The 18,872-nt window shown below is 60.2% G+C and carries 12 protein-coding genes; 4 read left to right on the top strand and 8 right to left on the bottom strand.

Annotated elements, in window-relative coordinates; genetic code table 11:
- Nucleotides 1-23: 23 nt before the first annotated feature.
- The 3 genes from KT71_RS11105 to pepN are packed head-to-tail and all read left to right on the top strand — an operon-like array spanning nucleotide 24 to nucleotide 3,791.
- Complete coding sequence (locus KT71_RS11105) at nucleotides 24-302, top strand: YeaC family protein (protein WP_008295308.1); 279 nt, start codon at nucleotides 24-26, stop codon at nucleotides 300-302.
- Nucleotides 299-1,144: a DUF2797 domain-containing protein gene (locus tag KT71_RS11100; RefSeq protein ID WP_008295309.1), complete on the top strand. Its 846-nt coding sequence runs from the start codon at nucleotides 299-301 to the stop codon at nucleotides 1,142-1,144. Before KT71_RS11105 ends, KT71_RS11100 begins: the two co-directional genes overlap by 4 nt.
- 1 nt (nucleotide 1,145) lies before the next feature.
- Entirely contained in the window at nucleotides 1,146-3,791 is a 2,646-nt protein-coding gene (gene pepN / locus KT71_RS11095; RefSeq protein ID WP_008295310.1) for an aminopeptidase N, read from the top strand.
- Here pepN and KT71_RS11090 read toward each other — a convergent pair.
- The 6 genes from KT71_RS11090 to KT71_RS11065 are packed head-to-tail and all read right to left on the bottom strand — an operon-like array spanning nucleotide 3,780 to nucleotide 10,757.
- Nucleotides 3,780-5,489, bottom strand: coding sequence for a BatD family protein (locus KT71_RS11090; RefSeq protein WP_023659628.1), 1,710 nt, complete (start codon nucleotides 5,487-5,489; stop codon nucleotides 3,780-3,782). The two genes, pepN and KT71_RS11090, sit on opposite strands and share 12 nt — an antisense overlap.
- Nucleotides 5,467-7,296, bottom strand: coding sequence for a VWA domain-containing protein (locus KT71_RS11085; protein ID WP_023659627.1), 1,830 nt, complete (start codon nucleotides 7,294-7,296; stop codon nucleotides 5,467-5,469). Before KT71_RS11085 ends, KT71_RS11090 begins: the two co-directional genes overlap by 23 nt.
- On the bottom strand, nucleotides 7,289-8,347 hold the full coding sequence (locus KT71_RS11080) for a vWA domain-containing protein (RefSeq protein ID WP_023659626.1): 1,059 nt from the start codon (nucleotides 8,345-8,347) through the stop codon (nucleotides 7,289-7,291). The genes KT71_RS11085 and KT71_RS11080 overlap by 8 nt, the downstream gene beginning before the upstream one ends.
- Nucleotides 8,344-8,814: a DUF4381 domain-containing protein gene (locus tag KT71_RS11075; RefSeq protein WP_008295314.1), complete on the bottom strand. Its 471-nt coding sequence runs from the start codon at nucleotides 8,812-8,814 to the stop codon at nucleotides 8,344-8,346. Before KT71_RS11075 ends, KT71_RS11080 begins: the two co-directional genes overlap by 4 nt.
- Nucleotides 8,804-9,793: a DUF58 domain-containing protein gene (locus KT71_RS11070; RefSeq protein ID WP_008295315.1), complete on the bottom strand. Its 990-nt coding sequence runs from the start codon at nucleotides 9,791-9,793 to the stop codon at nucleotides 8,804-8,806. Before KT71_RS11070 ends, KT71_RS11075 begins: the two co-directional genes overlap by 11 nt.
- 7 nt (nucleotides 9,794-9,800) lie before the next feature.
- Nucleotides 9,801-10,757, bottom strand: coding sequence for an AAA family ATPase (locus KT71_RS11065; protein ID WP_008295316.1), 957 nt, complete (start codon nucleotides 10,755-10,757; stop codon nucleotides 9,801-9,803).
- Between the two features lie 229 nt (nucleotides 10,758-10,986).
- Between KT71_RS11065 and KT71_RS11060 the strand changes: the two genes are divergently transcribed.
- Nucleotides 10,987-15,816: an NAD-glutamate dehydrogenase gene (locus tag KT71_RS11060; protein WP_008295317.1), complete on the top strand. Its 4,830-nt coding sequence runs from the start codon at nucleotides 10,987-10,989 to the stop codon at nucleotides 15,814-15,816.
- A gap of 25 nt (nucleotides 15,817-15,841) precedes the next feature.
- Here the strand turns inward: KT71_RS11060 and KT71_RS19725 are convergent, their stop codons facing one another.
- Nucleotides 15,842-18,673 (bottom strand): EAL domain-containing protein, encoded by a 2,832-nt coding sequence (locus tag KT71_RS19725; RefSeq protein ID WP_008295318.1) that lies wholly within the window; start codon nucleotides 18,671-18,673, stop codon nucleotides 15,842-15,844.
- A 10-nt stretch (nucleotides 18,674-18,683) separates the two neighbouring features.
- Nucleotides 18,684-18,866 (bottom strand): ribosome modulation factor, encoded by a 183-nt coding sequence (gene rmf / locus KT71_RS11050; RefSeq protein WP_434780713.1) that lies wholly within the window; start codon nucleotides 18,864-18,866, stop codon nucleotides 18,684-18,686.
- Between the last annotated feature and the right edge of the window lie 6 nt (nucleotides 18,867-18,872).

Raw genomic sequence — 18,872 nt, 5'->3', positions numbered from 1 at the left:
GCGCTCTTTTTACGGGAGGCCGCATGGATTACCAGACGCTGATAGACACGCTGAGCCCCGATATCGTTGCGCGCCTGCGTCAGGGCATCGAAACGGGCCGCTGGCCGGATGGCCAGCCCCTGACCCCGGAGCAGCGGGAGCACAGCTTACAGGCGGTCATTGCCTGGGAGCAGCAGCATTTGCCCGAAGATCAGCGGGTTGGCTTTATCGATAAAGGCAAGAAAGCCAAGGCCGGTGTCAGCGGCGAGGGAGACACACAGCAGCTACGTTGGGCTGATCAAAACAAGGACGGCACAGAATGAGCATTTCCCTGGGGGAGGGCGGCATTCGGAAAATGAAAACCGCCCTGAGGGACGGTTCCGTGGATTACGCCCTTCCTCTGGGTGAAGATGCAGTACCTCTAAATGACCTCCTGGGGCAGTCTATCAGTCTGAGTTTTCTGGGCGCGATCCACTGCGTGCACTGCGGTCGCAAAACCAAGAAGAGTTTTAACCAGGGATACTGTTATCCCTGTTTTAAACGTCTGGCCCAGTGCGACAGTTGCATCATGAGCCCGCAGAAATGCCATTATGCCGCCGGCACCTGCCGCGAGCCTGAGTGGGGTGATGCAAACTGCATGGTGGATCACTTTCTGTACCTTGCGAACACCTCGGGCTTAAAAGTGGGTATCACCCGGGGAACGCAGGTCCCTACGCGCTGGATCGATCAGGGCGCCAGTCAGGCGATGCCGGTCTACCGCGTGGCGAGTCGCCTGGACTCCGGCCTTGTCGAGGTAGCCTTTGCCGCTCACGTGGCGGACAAGACCGCCTGGCAGCGCATGCTCAAGGGGGCCAACGATCCCCTGGATCTCTCAGCGGAGGCTGCGCGTTTATCCGAGGCCTGTGCGTCCACCATCGAAGAGCTTCGCGCAGAGCGAGGCATCGACGCGATCACTGCCCTGGAAAACGATACGGTAACGAGTATTGAGTACCCGGTACTTGAGTATCCCACCAAGGTGAAGTCCATGACCTTCGATAAGATGCCCGAAGTAGCGGGCACGCTCTTGGGCATCAAAGGGCAGTATTTGATTCTGGATACCGGCGTTATCAATATGCGGCGCCATGCGGGCTATGAGCTCGCACTGTCCCAATCGACGGAGAACTGATATGCGGGATGGGCAGCCAAAGACTATTTTTCTCAGCGATTATCAGCCGCCGGCCTACAAGATCAGTCATACGGAGCTCCACTTTGAGCTCTTTGATGACTACAGTCTGGTACACGCGCGGCTACATTTTGAGCGCGCGTCCAAGGGGCCGGAGGCTACGCCGCTGATCTTGAACGGTCAGGAACTGGAGCTGGTGTCTCTGGCGGTCGATGGAGAAAGCCTTGGCGCTGAGCGCTACGACCTGAACGATGAAAGCCTGCGCGTCGATGGGCTGCCGGCGACGGGGATTCTCGAAACCACGGCGCGCATCTTTCCCCAGTCCAATGATTCTCTCGAGGGGCTCTACCGGTCCCGGGGCCTGTTTTGCACGCAGTGTGAAGCCGAGGGCTTCCGCAAGATAAGCTGGTTCCTCGACCGGCCCGACGTCATGTCGACCTATGCCGTGACCATCGATGCGGATGCACAGGCCTGCCCGGAACTCCTGAGCAACGGCAACTGTGTGCATAGGGAAACCCTCGCCGATGGTCGCCATCGCGCCGTATGGGAAGACCCCCATCCCAAGCCCAGCTATCTTTTTGCATTGGTTGCCGGGGATCTGGCGCGCGTAGAAGACCGCTTCACCACGATGGGTGGCCGCGAGGTGCGCCTGATTATTCTGGTGGAGGAAAAGGATCTGGATAAGTGCGCTCACGCCATGGACTCCCTGAAACGTTCCATGCGTTGGGACGAGGAGCGCTTTGGTCGCGAATACGACCTGGATGTATTTCACGTCGTGGCCGTCGACGACTTCAATATGGGGGCCATGGAAAACAAGAGCCTCAACATTTTCAACACCTCCTGCGTACTGGCGGCTCCCGACACCACCACGGATCTCGGGTACCAGCGTATCGAGAGCATTGTTGCTCACGAGTATTTTCACAACTGGTCAGGAAACCGCGTTACCTGCAGAGACTGGTTTCAGCTGAGCCTGAAAGAAGGCTTTACGGTGTTTCGGGATGCGGAGTTCTCTGCGGATATGGGCTCCCGGTCTCTCAAGCGCGTAGAGGATGCCATGACCCTGCGCACCCTCCAATTTGCCGAGGACGCCGGGCCTATGGCGCATCCCGTGAGGCCCGCGTCATTTATTGAGATCTCCAACTTCTACACTCTCACGGTGTACGAGAAGGGCGCCGAAGTCGTGCGCATGATCCAGACCCTTGTGGGGGAGGAGAACTTCCGTCGTGGCAGCGACCTTTACTTTGAGCGGCACGATGGACAGGCCGTCACCTGTGACGACTTCGTGGCCGCCATGGAAGACGCTTCGGGCAGGGATCTTTCCGATTTCAAGCGCTGGTATTCCCAGGCGGGGACGCCGGAACTTACGATTCGCGACCAGTGGGACGAGGAGGAGGGTGTTTATACCCTGACTGTTTCCCAGGAGACGCCGCTGACACCGGGGCAGGCCGAAAAGGAGCCTCTCGTGATACCCCTGGCCATGGGCCTTTTGGGTGATGCTGGCAATTTACGGATAACTCTCGAAGGTGAGCCTGAAAACACCGAGACAGACGACAACACTCACCGGGTGCTTATCGTGGATCAGCCCACCCAGGTGTATCGTTTTACGGGGCTGCCCGAGCGTCCGACACCCTCCCTGTTGCGGGGCTTCTCTGCTCCCGTGCGCGTGGACTATCCCTACACCCGGGAACAATTGCTTCAGCTTGTGAGTCGCGACGGGGACGATTTCGTACGCTGGGACGCCATGCAGCAACTGATGGTATCGGCGCTCAACGCATTGCAGGCTCATCCTGACAATGAGTCTCTGGATCCTCTGTTGGAAGCGGCGGTGAAAGCCATCGGCAGTCAGTCTCTGGACCCCGCCGTGCAGGCCGATATGCTGCGTCTGCCCTCGGAAACCTACCTCGCAGAGCTCGCAAGCCATGGTGGCACGGCCGACGTGCAGGGCATTTTCCGTGCCCGGGAGAGTTTGCGACGCTCCCTCGCCGGCACGCTGCATGACAACTGGGCAGCACTGTTTGAGGCGTCGCGCGTAACAGAAAGCTATGCGGCGACCGGGGAGCAGATTGGTGCCCGGGCCCTGGCGAACGTTGCCCTGGATTATCTGGCGACGGCAAACGAGAGCGGTGTTGCCGCGGCCGCCGATTATTACTACGCCTCGGACAACCTCACGAACCGCCTTGTGGCTCTTCGGGCAGTGCTACGCGAGGGCGAGGAGTCTCTGGGTGCGGCGCTCCTTGATGATTTTTACGAGCGCTTTGGCGATGAGGCCCTGGCCATGAATCACTGGCTCACGGTGCAGGCCGAAATCACCCATGGCGACGCTGTCACCCGGGTGCGAGGCTTGATGAATCACCCGGCCTACGACAGCCGTAATCCCAATAAGATTCGCGCCTTGATCGGCGGCTTCGCCAACGCCAACGTCGTGAATTTTCACCGCGCTGACGGCGCGGGCTATCAATTGCTGGGTGAGGTCGTGGAGTCTTTGAATGCGCAGAACCCGCAAATCGCATCCCGCCTATTAACGCCCCTCACCCGCTGGAAAAACTACGCCGCGGGTGGCGACTTGATGCATGCAGAATTACAGCGACTCTCGGCGCTCCCCTCCCTGTCTCCCGACGTCTTCGAGGTGGTCAGCAAGTCACTGGCTTAGGTAGAGCTGGGGCAGGGGACTGTCTTTGCGGCGCGTCTTCGCCTTCTTGGGAAGGCTGCGGATAGCGGCGGCTAAAGCACTGCCATCCCAGGGCTCTGATGAGGGCGCAGCTGCTCCCTTGGCAGCATTGTCCCCGTCGGACAGGGAATGGCGATAGAGATGGCGCTCCAGTTCCTGAACCGCCTCCCGCAGGGAGGCCGAGTCCTGCTCCCTCAGCCAGATCTCCATGGAACCCCTGTGACCCTGCTCCCTCAGCCACAGCCTCAGGGCCTCGCGAGCGAGCCTGGGATCATTGCGCTTGCAGGCGTCCAATAGCCGCGGTGGATCGGGTTCCACGGTGGATGTCTCGCTTGGGCGCGACCCGGGTCTTTGCCCCCGGCGCCACCAGAGGATCGTCGTCACCAGCCAGCCCGCGGCGCAGAATCCTGCAATCCAGGGCCATGGGCTGCCCTGAAGCTGCCCCGCAGCCGGTGCAGCCACCGCCGGGGAGGCATTGCCCGGTAAAGCCGCGGGGGTATCGCCGGTATTGAGCGCCGCACCGGGACTGGGGAGAACCGTGAGTCGCTGGGCCGGCAGGCGCGCAATTTTCAGGCTGTCGGATTCTGTATCCCACCAGGGTATTTCCAGAGCGGGCAATTCATAAACGCCATCCTCAACCGCCACCAGAGCGAGACTGTCACTGCGAATACCCGTGACGCCCTTGTCGGAGTTCACATTGTTGATCAGAGGTTGATCGGGATAGGCGCGGAGCCCGCTCGCACTGTTGCCGTCGATGGGGGGCAGCTGTGCGCCCTGGAGACCCTCACCGGTCACGGTGATCGTGCGTGTGATGGAGTCCCCGATACGCAGCTGATCCAGGGGGCCGGACCACTGCTCTTCGATACGCAGATCCGAGGAAGGGAGCCAGGTTGCCGCCGGATATTCATCCGGCCGGGGCAGGACGGGAATCACCAGCTCCTCGCTCCGTCGTCGCAGCAGTCTTCCCGCAGGACGCGTATCAAAGAGCGTGCGCCGTCCCGAGGCAATGCGCCCGGAGAATGTCTGGGCGGGGATGACCAGTTCTCCACTCGATTCGGGAAAAATCGCGTAGCGGATTTCATGCACCAACCAGGGCCGGCCGTTGATGGTGCGCTGAAAGGAATTCTGGCCCAGGGTCTCAACGTAGGCATTGGGAATATCGAGCTCGCTGATGCTGCGGGAATCCAGGTTGACCGCCTGCTGCACGCGGAGGGTCAGCAATAACTGCCCCTGTACATACACCTTCGAGCGATCCACCTCCGCTTCAAAAATCACAGCCTCATCCGTGGCCTGCAGCGTCGGTTCCGGTCCGACGGTGACGGACAGCGCCTCACTGCGCTTGCCGTCGACTTCAAAGGGCGGGATGACCAGAGAGCCCTCGCGCAGGGGCGTCAATTCCAACGTCAGCTCGCGGGTCTGGCTCCGTTCACCATTGATAATGCGGGTGCTGATGTTGGAAGAGCTCTGGATGATTTCAAAATGCTCCCTTAGCGCCGTCAAATCCGCGTCGCTGGGATCACTGCCGTCGTCGCTTCGCAGGGACAGGCGAACGCTGTCGCCCATGGCGATGTTGTAACGATCCAGGGATGCCTCGAGGGCGCTCTGTGCCGGCATGGCCAGCGCTATCAGGAGCCAGAACACCCACCCCGGGGCCTGTTTACCAGATCTCTTTTGTGTCACGTCTCTTTCCTTGCTGCTGTCTCTGGCGGCTTTCAAAACGGAATTTCTCCCGCAGCAGGCCCGAAGGATCATCCGGCACGCGGCGCAGCCATTGCTGCATGGCCTGGTCTTTCTCCAGGTCTTCCTGCATCGCACTGTTGTCTATTGTCGGTTGAGGCATGGGACGCCGGGAGGCTTCCTCGGACTGTTCGCTATTACCCTGGGAACCTTGCTCACTGTTCGCTTCCTCATCGCCTTGCTCGTTTCCGCTTTCGGACTGGGACTGGTCACTGGAGCCCTCAGGCTGGCTGTTTTGCGCGCCAGAGTTGCCCTGGGATTGCTGCGACTGCTGGTTTTCCTGATTGCCGTCGCCGCTTTGCTGTTCCTGGTTGCCGTCGGAATCCTGAGGCTGTTGCTGGGAATCTCCCTGTTCACCCTGCTGCTCCTGCTGTTGCTGCTGTTCCAGGAGTTGCTCGAGTATTGCCAGATTCTTTTGCGCATCCTCCCGGTCCGGGGCGCGTTCTAAAGATTGCTTATACGCGTTAATAGCAGCCTCGAGTTCGCCCTCGGCGGCAAGGGCATTGCCGCGGTTGTACCAGGCATCCGCGCTGTCCTCTGCGCCAAAAGATGCGGCGGCCGTCGCGTAATCCTTATCCCGAAAGGCGGCGGTGCCGCGCCAGGCAGGATCCTCAAACAGCGCTGCGGCCCGCTCCGCATCGCCCTCGGTAAGCGCGCGCTTGGCCTGCTGATCAGCCCGCAACCAGAGATCCTGCCACTCAAAGGCTTCACTGTGTTGCGCGGGAAAAACGCTCACAAACAGGGGCAGGACGTAGACCCAACCTTTGCGAAAACTGCCCAATGCGACGAGCAGCAGGGGTAGCACCAGCCAGTGGGCCATGTCCTGCCAGCGATCGGCGCGTCGATCCAGAGCGATGGTGTCGTCATCGTCCACCCGGTCCGTTTGACTCAGGAGTGTCTGCAGATCGCTATCGTCCACGGTCATGGTGCGATAGCGGCCACCGGTGTCTTCCGTGAGATTCCGGAGGAATTCCTCGTCAAGGGCGGGCACCACGATTTCTCCACTCTCGTCCTTCAAGAAGCCTCCGCCCGGCAGGGCAATGGGCGCGCCAACCCGCGTTCCCACACCCAGAACCGCCAGGTCCCGGGGCTGGCCCGCAAGAAGGTTTTGCAGGGGTGCAAGATCGCCGATTCGAATGCCGTCGGTCACCAGCAGGATACGGCCCCGTCGCACGCCAGCGGAGTCCAGGAGCGCAAGGGCCCGCTCCACGGCCTCCACAGGATTCGAGCCGGGGAGGGGCATCATTTCTGGAGTGAGAGCCGGCAGAAGATTGGCAATGGTCGGATTATCGTCCGTCAGGGGCGCAACAATGTGCGCATCACCGGCATAGGCGATGAGTGCCGTGAGGCCTTCCCGTCGTTCCCGCAGTAAATCCAGGAGCTTGCGGCGCACACGATCCTGGCGCGATGGCTGTAAGTCCGTTGCGAGCATGGAGTAGCTCAGGTCCAGCACCAACACCAGGGCATCCTGCTTTTGCAGCACCGGCTGGGGTAGCTGTTGCCAGCTGGGGCCCGCCGCGGCCAGCACGGCGATGATCCAGGCAGCAAGCAAGGCGGGAAGGCCGCTGCGTCCTTTGCGCAGTGTCTCCCGGTTAATGAGATGTTCAAGAAGCTCCGGCGCCACGATGCGCGACCAGCTTGCCTCCTGTCCCCGCTGACGCCAAAGGAGCGCGCCCAGTAAGAGACAGGGGAGGAGTAATAACAACCAGTGAGGCCGCAAAAAATGAAAGTTACTGAGGACTTCAGTCATGGACTGCCCTCGCGGCGGTTCCCGCCGTTGCCGCGGCTGACCGGGCTGCCCGATGTTGCCAGAGGTAGCGGATCACCAATGCGAAGCTCAGGACGATAGCGATGAGCAGTGGCAAGGCGCTCAGGGACTGCTGCGGCCGATAGAGGGCTTTTTCCACTTCGAGGGGTTCGAGCTGATCAAGCAGCCGGTAGACCGTGGCCAGCTCTTCGGGATCCCGGGCGCGGAAATACTGACCACCGGTGCTCCTGGCAATCTCAATAAGTGTGCTTTCATCGAGATCCGCCGAGGGATTCACCGTCCGTGCGCCCAGGGGAGAGCCCAGGAGGCCCGGCAGGGTGAGAGAGTCAGCGCCGATACCAATGGTGTAGATGCGGACACCCAGATCCGCCGCCAGATTGGCCGCTTCCAAGGGATCCACGGTGCTTGCGGTGTCCTGGCCGTCGGTAAGCAGGACGAGCACGCGGCTGCTGGCAGGCCGCTCCTGCAAACGTTTGACCGCGAGGCCGATGGCATCACCGATGGCGGTTTCCTGACCTGCAAAACCAATCTGTGCCTCGAGAAGAAAACGCTGCACGGTCTGAATATCAAAGCTCAGGGGCGATTGCAGATACGCGCGACTACCGAAGAGGATCAGCCCCAGGCGATCGCCGCTGCGCCGGGACATGAAGTCGCTGCCCAGTTGTTTCACCGCATCAATACGTCGGGCCATGCGGTTGCCCACCTGCATATCCTCGACGCGCATGCTGCCTGAAATATCAACGGCGAGCATGAGATCCCGGCCGCTGTTGGGCAGTTCGATGGCATCACCGACCCATAGGGGACGCGCGGCGGCCAGCAGCAGCGACAGCCAGATCACCCATAGCGCGACGGCGGGGACGCGGCGCGCGGTGCTGACGATTGACTGCTGGTCTCTATCCGCGAGGCTCTGCCAGTGGCGAAAAAACGGTGCCCGCAGCGCCGGCCTTTCGACGGTGCGCGGCGGTGCAAAGCGGCGCACGAGCCAGGGCAGGGGCAACATCAGCAACATCCAGGGCCATAGGAAGGTAATCATCGGGGCCGCTCCAGTTCCCGGAGCCAGCGTCGCGTCGCTTCCTGCGCATCTTCACAGTCCTGGGCGCTGACCTCGGGCCCGTAGGCGATATCGGCGAGGGTGGCATCAAAATAGGGCCCCCGGCCTTTTGCTAGGGAGTTTAAAAAATCGGCCCAGGCCTGTCCTGTCAGGCCGGCGCAGGCCCTGCGGCCGGCGACACTGATGGCCAGACGTCTTTGGAGTACTCCCAAGGCCGCTGCGCGCTCCGCATCCGACAGCACTGCAACCTCCAGAGACTGAAATTCCCGCCGGGCCGCCCGCAGGGGTGCGGCCCGCTGGTGAAAGCGCCACAGGCGGATCAGGCCATAGATCATCAGGACCAGTGCTAACACCGCGAGGAGCCACCATCCCGGCGCCGGTGGCCACCAGGAGACTGCCTCGGGCTCGCGCAGGGGCTCGAGCATGTCAATAATGGCATCAGCTTCCATGGCTTTCTGACGGTGTCGGGGGATGGGTCGCTACCGCGTCCGGTGATGCCTGGGTGCTCCCGTAGATATTTCTCAGGAGAGTCAGGGGTGCCTGAGTGGTGCTGGCGCGAAGCATGGGAATCCCCAGACGCTGAAGCTGCGCCTGGTAGCTGTCGACCCGCTGGCTGTAGAGCTCGGAAAAGCGCTGGGACAATCCTGCGACTCCCGTATCCAACTCGGCGCGCGCGTGGCCATCGGTGACGCTGTAGCGACCCGCAGGGGGCAGTTGTGACTCCAGGGGATCGCTGCAGTGGATTGCCGTGACCTCTACGTGGCGCGCCAATTGAAAAAATTCCTCGCGGGCCTCGTCCTCCTCAGCTCCCTCAAAGTCGCTCACGAGAAATACGCTGGAACCCGGACGCGCCACTCTGCGAACACTGCGCAGGAGCGTGCTAAAGCGGTTGTTCACGGTGCCGGCCTCCGCGGGGGCGGGAGTTTCGGCCAGGGCGGAGAGTAGTGCGAGGACCGTGCGTCGGCTGTTGCGGGGACGCATTTCCCAGTGGTCCCTGTCACGCATGAGAAAACCACCTACGCGCTCATTGCTACCCAGAGCACTCCAGGCAAGGAGTGCCGCCAACTCAGCCGCGAGGACGATTTTGAAGCAGTTTTGCGTGCCAAACTGCATGGACGAGCGTTGATCGACCACCAGTAGCACCGGGCGCTCGCGCTCCTCATGAAACATCTTGGTGTGGGCCTCGCCGGTGCGCGCCGTGACCCGCCAGTCGATGGCGCGGATATCGTCGCCCGGTTGGTAGCCTCGTACCTCTTCAAACTCGATGCCGCGGCCGCGAAAATTTGAACGCTGTCCGCCGGAAAGCTGGGCCAGAGCCCGACGCCGACGGCGAATGTCCAGCTGGCGCGCAGGGAAGCGCAGCGCCAGTAAGCGCGCGATATCCACCGTAGCGCCCCGGGCAGGTTGGGAGGGGTCCAGCGTCAGCATGGGATTATCAGGCCACCGGTACCAGGCGCAGGATCTCGTCAATGACCTCGTCACTGCGTACGCCCGCTGCCTCCGCCTCGAAGCTCAGCAATAGCCGATGGCGGAAAACGTCCGCAGCCACGGCCTGGACGTCATCGGGGGACACAAAGTCTCGGCCGTGGAGCCAGGCGTGGGCCCGGGCGCAGCGATCCAGAGCAATGGTCGCCCGGGGGCTGCCACCGTAGTCCAGCCAGTGGGCCAGGTCGTCACTGTAGGGCACCGGGTTTCGGGTAGCCATGACCAGCTGCACAATGTATTCCTCCACGGCGGGCGCCATGTGCAGGGCGAGGGCTTCTTCCCGCGCCTGAAATACATTGTCCTGAGCCAGCTGCGGGGCATCGACGGCGGCACCCTTGGCTGCCTCAGAGCGGGTCAGGCGGAGGATTTCCCGCTCCGCTTCCGCGTCGGGATAATCCACTTTTACGTGCAACAGGAAACGGTCCAGCTGCGCCTCGGGCAGCGGATAGGTGCCCTCCTGCTCAATGGGGTTCTGGGTAGCCATGACCAAAAACAGGCGGGGGAGGGGGTAACTCTCGCTGCCCACACTGACCTGGCGTTCGGCCATGGCCTCGAGGAGTGCCGACTGCACCTTTGCCGGCGCGCGGTTGATCTCATCGGCGAGTACCAGGTTGCTGAAGACGGGGCCCTGCTGAAAATGAAAACTGCTTTGCTGGGGCCGGTAGATTTCCGTGCCCGTGACATCGCCGGGAAGCAGATCCGGCGTAAACTGAATCCGGTGGAAGGTCCCCTCCAAGGCATCGCCGAGGGACTTGATCGCCCGGGTTTTTGCCAGGCCCGGTGCGCCCTCGACGAGAAGGTGCCCATCGGCGATGAGGGCGATGAGCAGCCGTTCTACCAGATGGCTCTGTCCAATAATTTGCTGGTCCAGCCACTGTTCCAGTTGTCTCAGATCGCTCGAGGTCACGGTCTCTCCCGTTATTTGTCTATCAGCGTAAAGAATGTCAGGGGGCAGCTTCGCACAAGCCCCATGGAAAGGGTGCGATTCTAGCGGAGTAAGCGCTCCGGGGCACCCGAAGACACGTCTAATCGACTGGGAGAATGTGGGAAAGTTCCCCCCGCTATCTCACTCACGACGATGGCCTTTGCGATACACTCACCGTTACAACGAGTGCAAGGGCGAAGGGGGACGAGCCATGGCATGGGAGACACTCAAGCAGGCTTTGCTTGATGATATTGCAGGGATCGTTGCCAGGCGGGCGGACGCTGCCCATGGGGATGATCTCCGTCGTCTTTCCGATTCCTTTTTCAGCCGTTTCTCTGCGGAAGACATGCGCGATCGTTCTCCCGACAATCTCTACGGACTGCTCTACGGTCTTTTGCGGTTTATGCAGAGCTGGTCCGGTGAGGGGCCGAAGGTACGTCTTCTCAATCCCCAGATCAGTAGCCATGGCTGGGAAAGCACCTCCACCATCGTGGCGATACTCTGTCGCGATATGCCGTTTTGCACGGCTTCCGTGCGGGGCGAAATCAATCAGCGCAACCTCGGAATTCACTGCCTCGCGAGTTGTAACCTGCGCGTGGAGCGTGATGCTGCCGGTGAGCTGCAGACACTCCTGCCGCCCGGCGAAGAGAAGGCAGACGCCTCTGCCGAAAGTCTGCTGTATTTCGAGATTACGCGACACAGTGATCTTAGCGAGCTGAATGATCTGCGCGACACTCTCGAACAGATTCTCGAAGAAGTCGCTATGGTGGTTAACGATTTTGGCGCCATGCGTGAGCGTCTGGAAGAGGCCCGTCAGAGCATCACGAACGCCGCCTGCGTCAGTGAGGATTTTCGCGACGAGGCAACCGCTTTTATTGAGTGGTTGCGCAGCGATCATATGACCTTCCTGGGCTACGAGTATCTCCGCGTTGAGGATAGCGATGTTCACGTTGACAGCAGCTGTAACCTCGGTGTTCTCCGCGGTCTCGAAACCCGCGGCGCTGTGGACCTCAAGCACGACCTGGCGACCATGGCCTCCGAGGAATCCCATCGTCGTCAGCTGAGCTTCGGGAAGTCACGGCGGAGAGCGCGGGTCCATCGCCAGGCTTATCCGGATTACGTGGAAATCAAAACCTATGACGAGGCCGGAGCGGTCACGGGGCAGCATCGCTTTCTCGGGCATTACACGGCTGCCGTGTACAACATGGATCCTGCGGAGATACCTATCCTCCGCCGCAAGGTCAGCCAGGTGCTGGAGCTTTCGGGGCTCGCGGCAGAGGAGCACGACGGTCGGGAGCTGAAACGCGTTCTGGAGCTTATGCCCCGAGATGAGCTGTTTCAGTCGTCCACGGCTGATTTGTACGCGACAACCGCAGCGGTGAATCGCATTCAGGAGCGTCGCCATACGCGCTTGTTTGTGCGCAAGGATGCGCACGGCAAGTTTGTGAACTGTTTGCTTTACATGCCCCGGGACCGCTACACCACGCGACGGCGGATCAATATCCAGCGCATTTTGTCCCGGGCTTTTTCCGCAGAGGAATCGGAGTTCAACACGCAGTTCACCGAGTCTGTGCTGGTGCGCGTGTACTTCGTTTTGCGTGTGGATCCGTCACAAAATCATGAATATGACGTCAATGAAATCGAGGAGCAGATCGTGCAGGCAACCCTAGCGTGGAAGGATCGACTGCGGCTTCGATTGCTGGAAGAGTTCGGCGAAGAGCGCGGCGAACAGCTGATGAGAGAGCTGGGCGAGGGCTTTGCCCCCGGTTATCGTGACGACTTTGATCCCCGGGTGGCCGTGCTGGATATCCAGCATATTCTCGGGCTTAACGGCAGTGATCGCCTGGGCATGAATCTCTACCGCCTCCTGGAAGAGAAAGATGATCACCTGAAGCTGCGTCTCTACCGCATGGGGTCGCCCCTGCCACTCTCCGATGTCCTGCCCATTCTGGAGAACCTGGGTCTGCGCGTGGTGGCAGAGCGGGCCTATCCCGTGCGCTCGGCATCAGAGGGTCGCTATTGGATCCAGGAGTTCAGCCTCATTTATTCCCTGGCTAAAAATATTGATCTGGAGCAGGTAAAAGAAGAGTTCGAGGATGCTTTTTCCCGGATCTGGTACGGCCAGGCCGAGAGCGACTCCTTCAACCGCCTTCTCCTCGGCAGTCGTTTGAGTTGGCGGGAGATCGCTCTGCTTCGCGCCTATGCCTGTTACTTCGGACAGATCAATTTTCCTTACTCGCGCAGTTACATCGCCGAGACCATGGCCGCGCATTTGCCCATTTCTGCCAGTATAGTCGAGCTATTTCTTACCCGTTTTTCCCCGGTGTTTGATGGCGATGACGAGTGGCGGGACCAGCGGGAGGCGGCGGTGCGCGAGCGCATACTTCTGGCTCTGGATGAGGTGGAAAACCTTGGCCAGGACCGCATTATCCGCCAGTACGTAGAGCTGATCACGGCGACGGTGCGCACCAACTTTTTCCAGCAGGGAGAGCTGGGAGACAGCAAGTCCTACTTTTCTTTCAAGCTGCGGCCCGGAGATATTCCCGAGATTCCGCGGCCCGTGCCCCTCTACGAGATATTTGTCTATTCTCCACAGGTCGAGGGCGTCCATCTGCGCGGAGGCAAGGTTGCGCGGGGTGGCTTGCGCTGGTCCGATCGCCTGGAAGACTTCCGCACGGAGGTCCTCGGACTGGTGAAAGCGCAGCAGGTAAAAAACGCGGTGATCGTACCCGTGGGTGCCAAAGGCGGATTTGTAGCCAAGCGCCTGCGACCGGAAATGAGTCGCGACGAAGTCCAGGAAGAGGGCGTGGCCTGTTACAAGACCTTTATCCGTGGGCTTCTGGATATCACCGACAACCGGGAAGAAGACCGTATCGTGCGTCCGGCGCTGACCGTGTGCAAGGACGATGAAGATCCCTATCTCGTGGTTGCAGCGGACAAGGGCACGGCGACCTTCTCCGATATCGCCAACTCGCTCTCCGATGACTATGGATTCTGGCTTGGCGATGCCTTCGCCTCCGGTGGCAGCGTGGGCTACGACCACAAGAAAATGGGCATCACCGCCCGGGGCGCCTGGGTGTCCGTGGAGCGCCACTTCCGGGAGATGGATGTCAACGTCGCGACCACCGATTTCACCGTGGTGGGTATCGGTGATATGTCCGGCGACGTGTTTGGCAATGGCATGCTGCTGTCACAGCATATTTGCCTGGTGGCGGCGTTCAACCATATGCATATTTTTGTCGACCCTGATCCCGATGCGCAGAAAAGCTACGCCGAGCGGGAGCGCCTCTTCGCACTCCCCAGGTCGGGGTGGTCGGATTACGATACGTCCCTGATCTCCGAGGGTGGTGGCATATTCAGCCGCAACGCCAAATCCGTAGCGATTTCGGAGCCTATGAAGGCGCGCTTCGGTATCACTGTTAACCAGATGACGCCGACGGAGCTTATCAGTGCCATCCTGCGGTCCGAGGTGGATCTCCTGTGGAATGGTGGTATCGGCACCTATGTTAAATCCAGTCTGGAGAGCCATACAGATGTAGGCGACAAAGCGAACGACGGTCTGCGTGTGGACGCCCGGGATTTGCGCTGCAAGGTGATTGGTGAGGGCGGTAATCTTGGTATCACGCAGCTTGCGCGAACCGAATTCGCGCTTATCGGCGGTCGCTCCAATACCGACTTTATCGACAATGCCGGGGGCGTCGACTGCTCGGACCACGAGGTCAATATCAAGATTTTGCTGGATGCCATTGTGGCCCGGGGAGATCTCACGGAGAAACACCGCAATCAGCTTTTAGAAGACATGACCGAGTCCGTGTCCGAATTGGTGCTTGCCAACAACTATCGACAGGTACAGGCCATCAGTATTGCGGAGCGCGAGGCACGGGTGCGCAGCGGCGAGTACCGGCGCTTGATTTCCACCCTGGAGAACGCCGGTCGACTCGATCGGGAGCTGGAGTTTTTACCCACGGATGAAGCCCTTGCGGACCGACGCACCCAGGATATTGGTCTCACGCGGCCGGAGCTCTCGGTACTCATTTCCTATAGCAAGGCGATTTTGAAAGAGGAGTTGATTGCCTCGGATCTGGGTAGTGACGCCCACTTGCTCAGTGCGGTGGCCACGGCTTTCCCGCCCAAACTCCAGGAGATCTACCCCGAAGACATGGCCGAGCACCGTCTTCGCCGGGAAATTATGTGCACCCAGGTTGCCAATGACATCGTGAATCGCATGGGACTGAACTTCGTTCTGCGGCAGCAGAAGGCCACGGGTGCGCCGGTGGCTGATGTGGCACGTGCTTACAAGGCGGTGATGGATATTTTTGCTGTTTCCTCGCTGTGGGATGACATCGAAGCTCTGGATTTTGTGGTGAAGTCCGATGTGCAGATAGAAATGATGCTCGACGTTATTCGTCTGGTGAAGCGAGCAACGCGCTGGGTACTGCGTAACCGTCGTCACCAGATAACCCCCTCCAGCATGATCGATGAATTTGTTCACGGAGTGTCCCAAATGCAGGTGGCGCTGCCGGAGCTCCTTCGCGGTCGTGCGGCGGAACAATACGAGGCCCGCCTGGAGCATTATGTGGACGCCGGCGTCAGCGCCGAGACCGCCGCCCGTGTTGCGGGTTGCATGCACGCGGCGACGGCTCTTGCCATCGTGGATGTCGCCGCGCAGACGGAAAATGATCTCATGGAAGTTGCAACGCTTTATTACCATTTAGGGGAGCGTCTGGAGCTGGATTGGTTTGGTGCTCAGGTGTTGGGCAGCAAAGTCGAGAATGAATGGCAGGCCATGGCCCGAGAGGCGTACATGGAAGACCTCCAGTGGCAGCAGTGCACCCTGGCCCAGGGAGTGCTTCGTCTGCGTTGTGAGGACCGTGACGTTGTTGCCTGTATTACGGCCTGGGAAGAGCAGGAGAGTGCCTTACTTAAGCGCTGGAAGGACATGCTCAGTGAGCTCCACACCACCGCTTCGCCGGACTTTGCGATGTTCGCTGTTGCCAATCGGGAACTCCTGGATCTGGCTCAGAGTAGCCGTAGGGTCTGACGAGAGGACGCAGATAGAGGGCGCGTTAGCTCTGGGAGGATAACAAGGCTTCGCCGCGGTCGGTGTGTCTTGCATCGCCCGGCAGCATGTCTGTGGCGGCTTGCGCGCTGACCGCCTTGCTGTACAAAAATCCCTGTACGGACATGGGGCCGCGCTCCCGTAAAAAGCGCGCCTGTTGCTCGGATTCCACGCCCTCTGCCACGATGCCCATATCCAGGGCCCGGGCCATGGCGATGATGGCTTCGGCGATAGCATCGGCGTCTTTGCTGACGGACAGCTCGCGCACGAAAGAGGCATCGATTTTCAGCGTGGCAACCGGTAGCCGCTGGAGGTAGGACAGGGACGAATAGCCCGTGCCAAAGTCATCGATGGAGATGGTAAGCCCCAGGGCCCGAATCTGGTCGAGAACACCTGCCTGTTTCTCCGGCTGAGGGAGGAGGGCGGTTTCCGTGAGTTCCAGCTCCAGGCTCTCCCCCGACACATCGTGGTGCTCAAGGATATCGCGCAGCCGTTGATAAAAATCCGCCTGTTGCAAAGTGCGCCCGCTGACGTTGACCGCGATCTTGGGGGGCAGCAACCGAGCAGCCCGCCACCGTGACAACTGTGCGCAAACGCCACCTAAGACCTTGTAATCCAGCTCTACGATGAGACCGTTATTTTCGGCGATGGCGATAAACTCCTCGGGGCTGACATTGCCAAAATCGGGCGATGTCCAGCGGCTCAGGGCTTCGAAGCCCGTGAGGGCGAGGCTATCCGCGTCGTACTTGGGCTGATACACAATCTCCAGGTCGTTAGCCGTGAGCGCTTCGCGAAAAGCCCCGGATAGCAGCAGGTGACGTGTTGCTACATCGGTCATGGCTTGTGAATAGCATTCCCAGGTACCCCGGCCGGCTTTTTTTGCGGCATACATCGCGGTGTCTGCGTTGCGCAGGAGAGTCTCTGTGTCAGCGCCATCTTCGGGGTAGCGGCAAATACCGATGCTGGCGGAAACGCGCACGGTTTCACCGCCTATGGCGATGGGTTCCTCAAGCACAGCGATCAATTTGCTCGCGATGGTCGATACATTTTCGTAGCCGGGAACATCAAATAGCAGAGCCACAAACTCGTCACCACCTACCCGCGCAAGAATATCGTCGTCACGGAGGGAATCCAGGAGGCGGCTACTGCAGACTTTCAGCAGCTCATCGCCTGCGCTGTGGCCGAGGCTGTCGTTGACGTCCTTGAACTGATCCAGGTCGATAAAAAGGATCGTGGTGGAGCGGTTCCCCGGTGCCGCGCGCGCCAGGCGGCTGTCCAGGGTGTGCCGAAGATGTGTGCGGTTGGGTAGTCCCGTGAGCGGATCCTGGCGAGCGAGGAGTTCCAGGCGGTGCTCGTTCTGTTTGATGGTGGTGATGTCGCTGAAACTGGCGACATAGCCGGTTACCCGGCTCTTTTCGTCGCGCACGGCGGAGACGGTAAGAAGGCAAGGAAAATGATCGCCATTTTTACGACGGTTCCAGACCTCTCCCTGCCAGCGCCCCTGTGCGTCGATGATGCGGAACATTTCCTGGAAAAACTGCGGGCTGTGCTGGTCAGACGAAATGATCTCTGGGGTCTCCCCGATGGCTTCATTTCGGGCATAGCCGGTAATCTCCGTGAAGGCGTTATTCACATCGATAATTGAGCCGTCAAGTTCAGTCATCATCACCGCCTCGGCGGAAGAGCTGAACACCTCTGCCACGCGCCTGAGTTTTGCCTCGGCCTCATGAAGCGGGGTGATGTCGTGGATGCTTACGGCGACCCCGCGAGGGACCTGGGTATCGGAATAGGGCGCGAAGGTGACGTCGATACGACGGGGGCCTTCCGGCGTCTCCCGCCACTGCTGGAAGCGCACCCTGTTTCCCTGCTGTGCTTCCTTGAGCTTCTCTTCGATGCCGCTGCTCGGGTATTCGTCACCCAGCACTTTGGCGATGGGCTGGCCCGTGATGTCGCTCACGGTAAGTCCATGACGGGCTGCGTAGGCGGGATTCACAATCTGATAGACGAAGTGTTCGTTCAGGAGGGCAACTTCACTATCCGTGGAACCTAATACGCGTTCCAGGGTAATGGCGTTATCGAGGGCTTTTCGGTTTGAGAGCCAGAGACTTACGGATGAAGCCGTGCCTTTGAGGAATTCAAGCTCCTCGGGTAATGGTGGGGTGGCCTCGCTGAAGGTAACTTCAATAGAGCCCGGGGATTTTTTTTCACCGCCGATGGGCACTCTCAGGCGTGGGCCCTCGCAAGGGTCCTTGCCCGCGCACCAGGTCCTGCCATGGATGACCAGGCTCGCGCGGACATCCGCAGGGGCCTGCATGGAGCGCACAAGCTCATCGCAGACGTGCTGGGCATACTGGTCCAAGTCGGTGTCGGTCTGGGATCGGCGATGAATCTCATAGAGTCCCCGGAGCTCTTTTACGCGTTCTCCCAGATCACGGTCCGCCTGCTTGGCGTCTGTGACGTCGCTGTAAACCGCCATAAGTCGGCGGTCGGCCAGGGCGTAGATGTCGTTTTGAAACCAGCGATGATGAAGGTCGGTCTTCTGTGTGGCGTCGGAATACTGCAGGGCTGGGAGTTTTTCTGCTTTTCCGGACCTCAAGACCCGGTTGAGGGCGTCGGTCACTCCCATATCCCGGGCACCGGGAAACGCCTCTGAGAGTAGCTTGCCGACGACATCGGAGCCTGCGACTTCGCTTATACGAAGGGCGGCGGGGTTCATGGTGAGAATGCGGAAATCTGCACCGATGTCTACTGCCTCGTAGATAACCACGCCCAGATCGAGTGCCGCAATGGCCTCGCTGTAAAGCTCCACCGCTCCCGACAGCTTGAGATCGGGAGTCATGGGGCGGGCATCACTGCATGCGCAGGCGATGCACTCCTGAAACGCCGATGAGTCCGTCCAGCTGATCGGCGTGGCCTTCGCGCCAGCCGGTAATCCAATTGATGCGCTGTTGTTCCGTTGTGTGCGGACAACTTTCGCTGCTCCGACCTGATACTCCTGCCTGATAACCACGCTCGTAAGCTCGAGCAGTCATATCGCG

This window comes from Congregibacter litoralis KT71 (assembly GCF_000153125.2).
In the GTDB taxonomy this organism is placed as follows: Bacteria; Pseudomonadota; Gammaproteobacteria; order Pseudomonadales; family Halieaceae; genus Congregibacter; species Congregibacter litoralis.
Note: the sequence above shows the minus strand (reverse complement) of the source record. Positions and strands in the feature narration are given on the sequence as shown.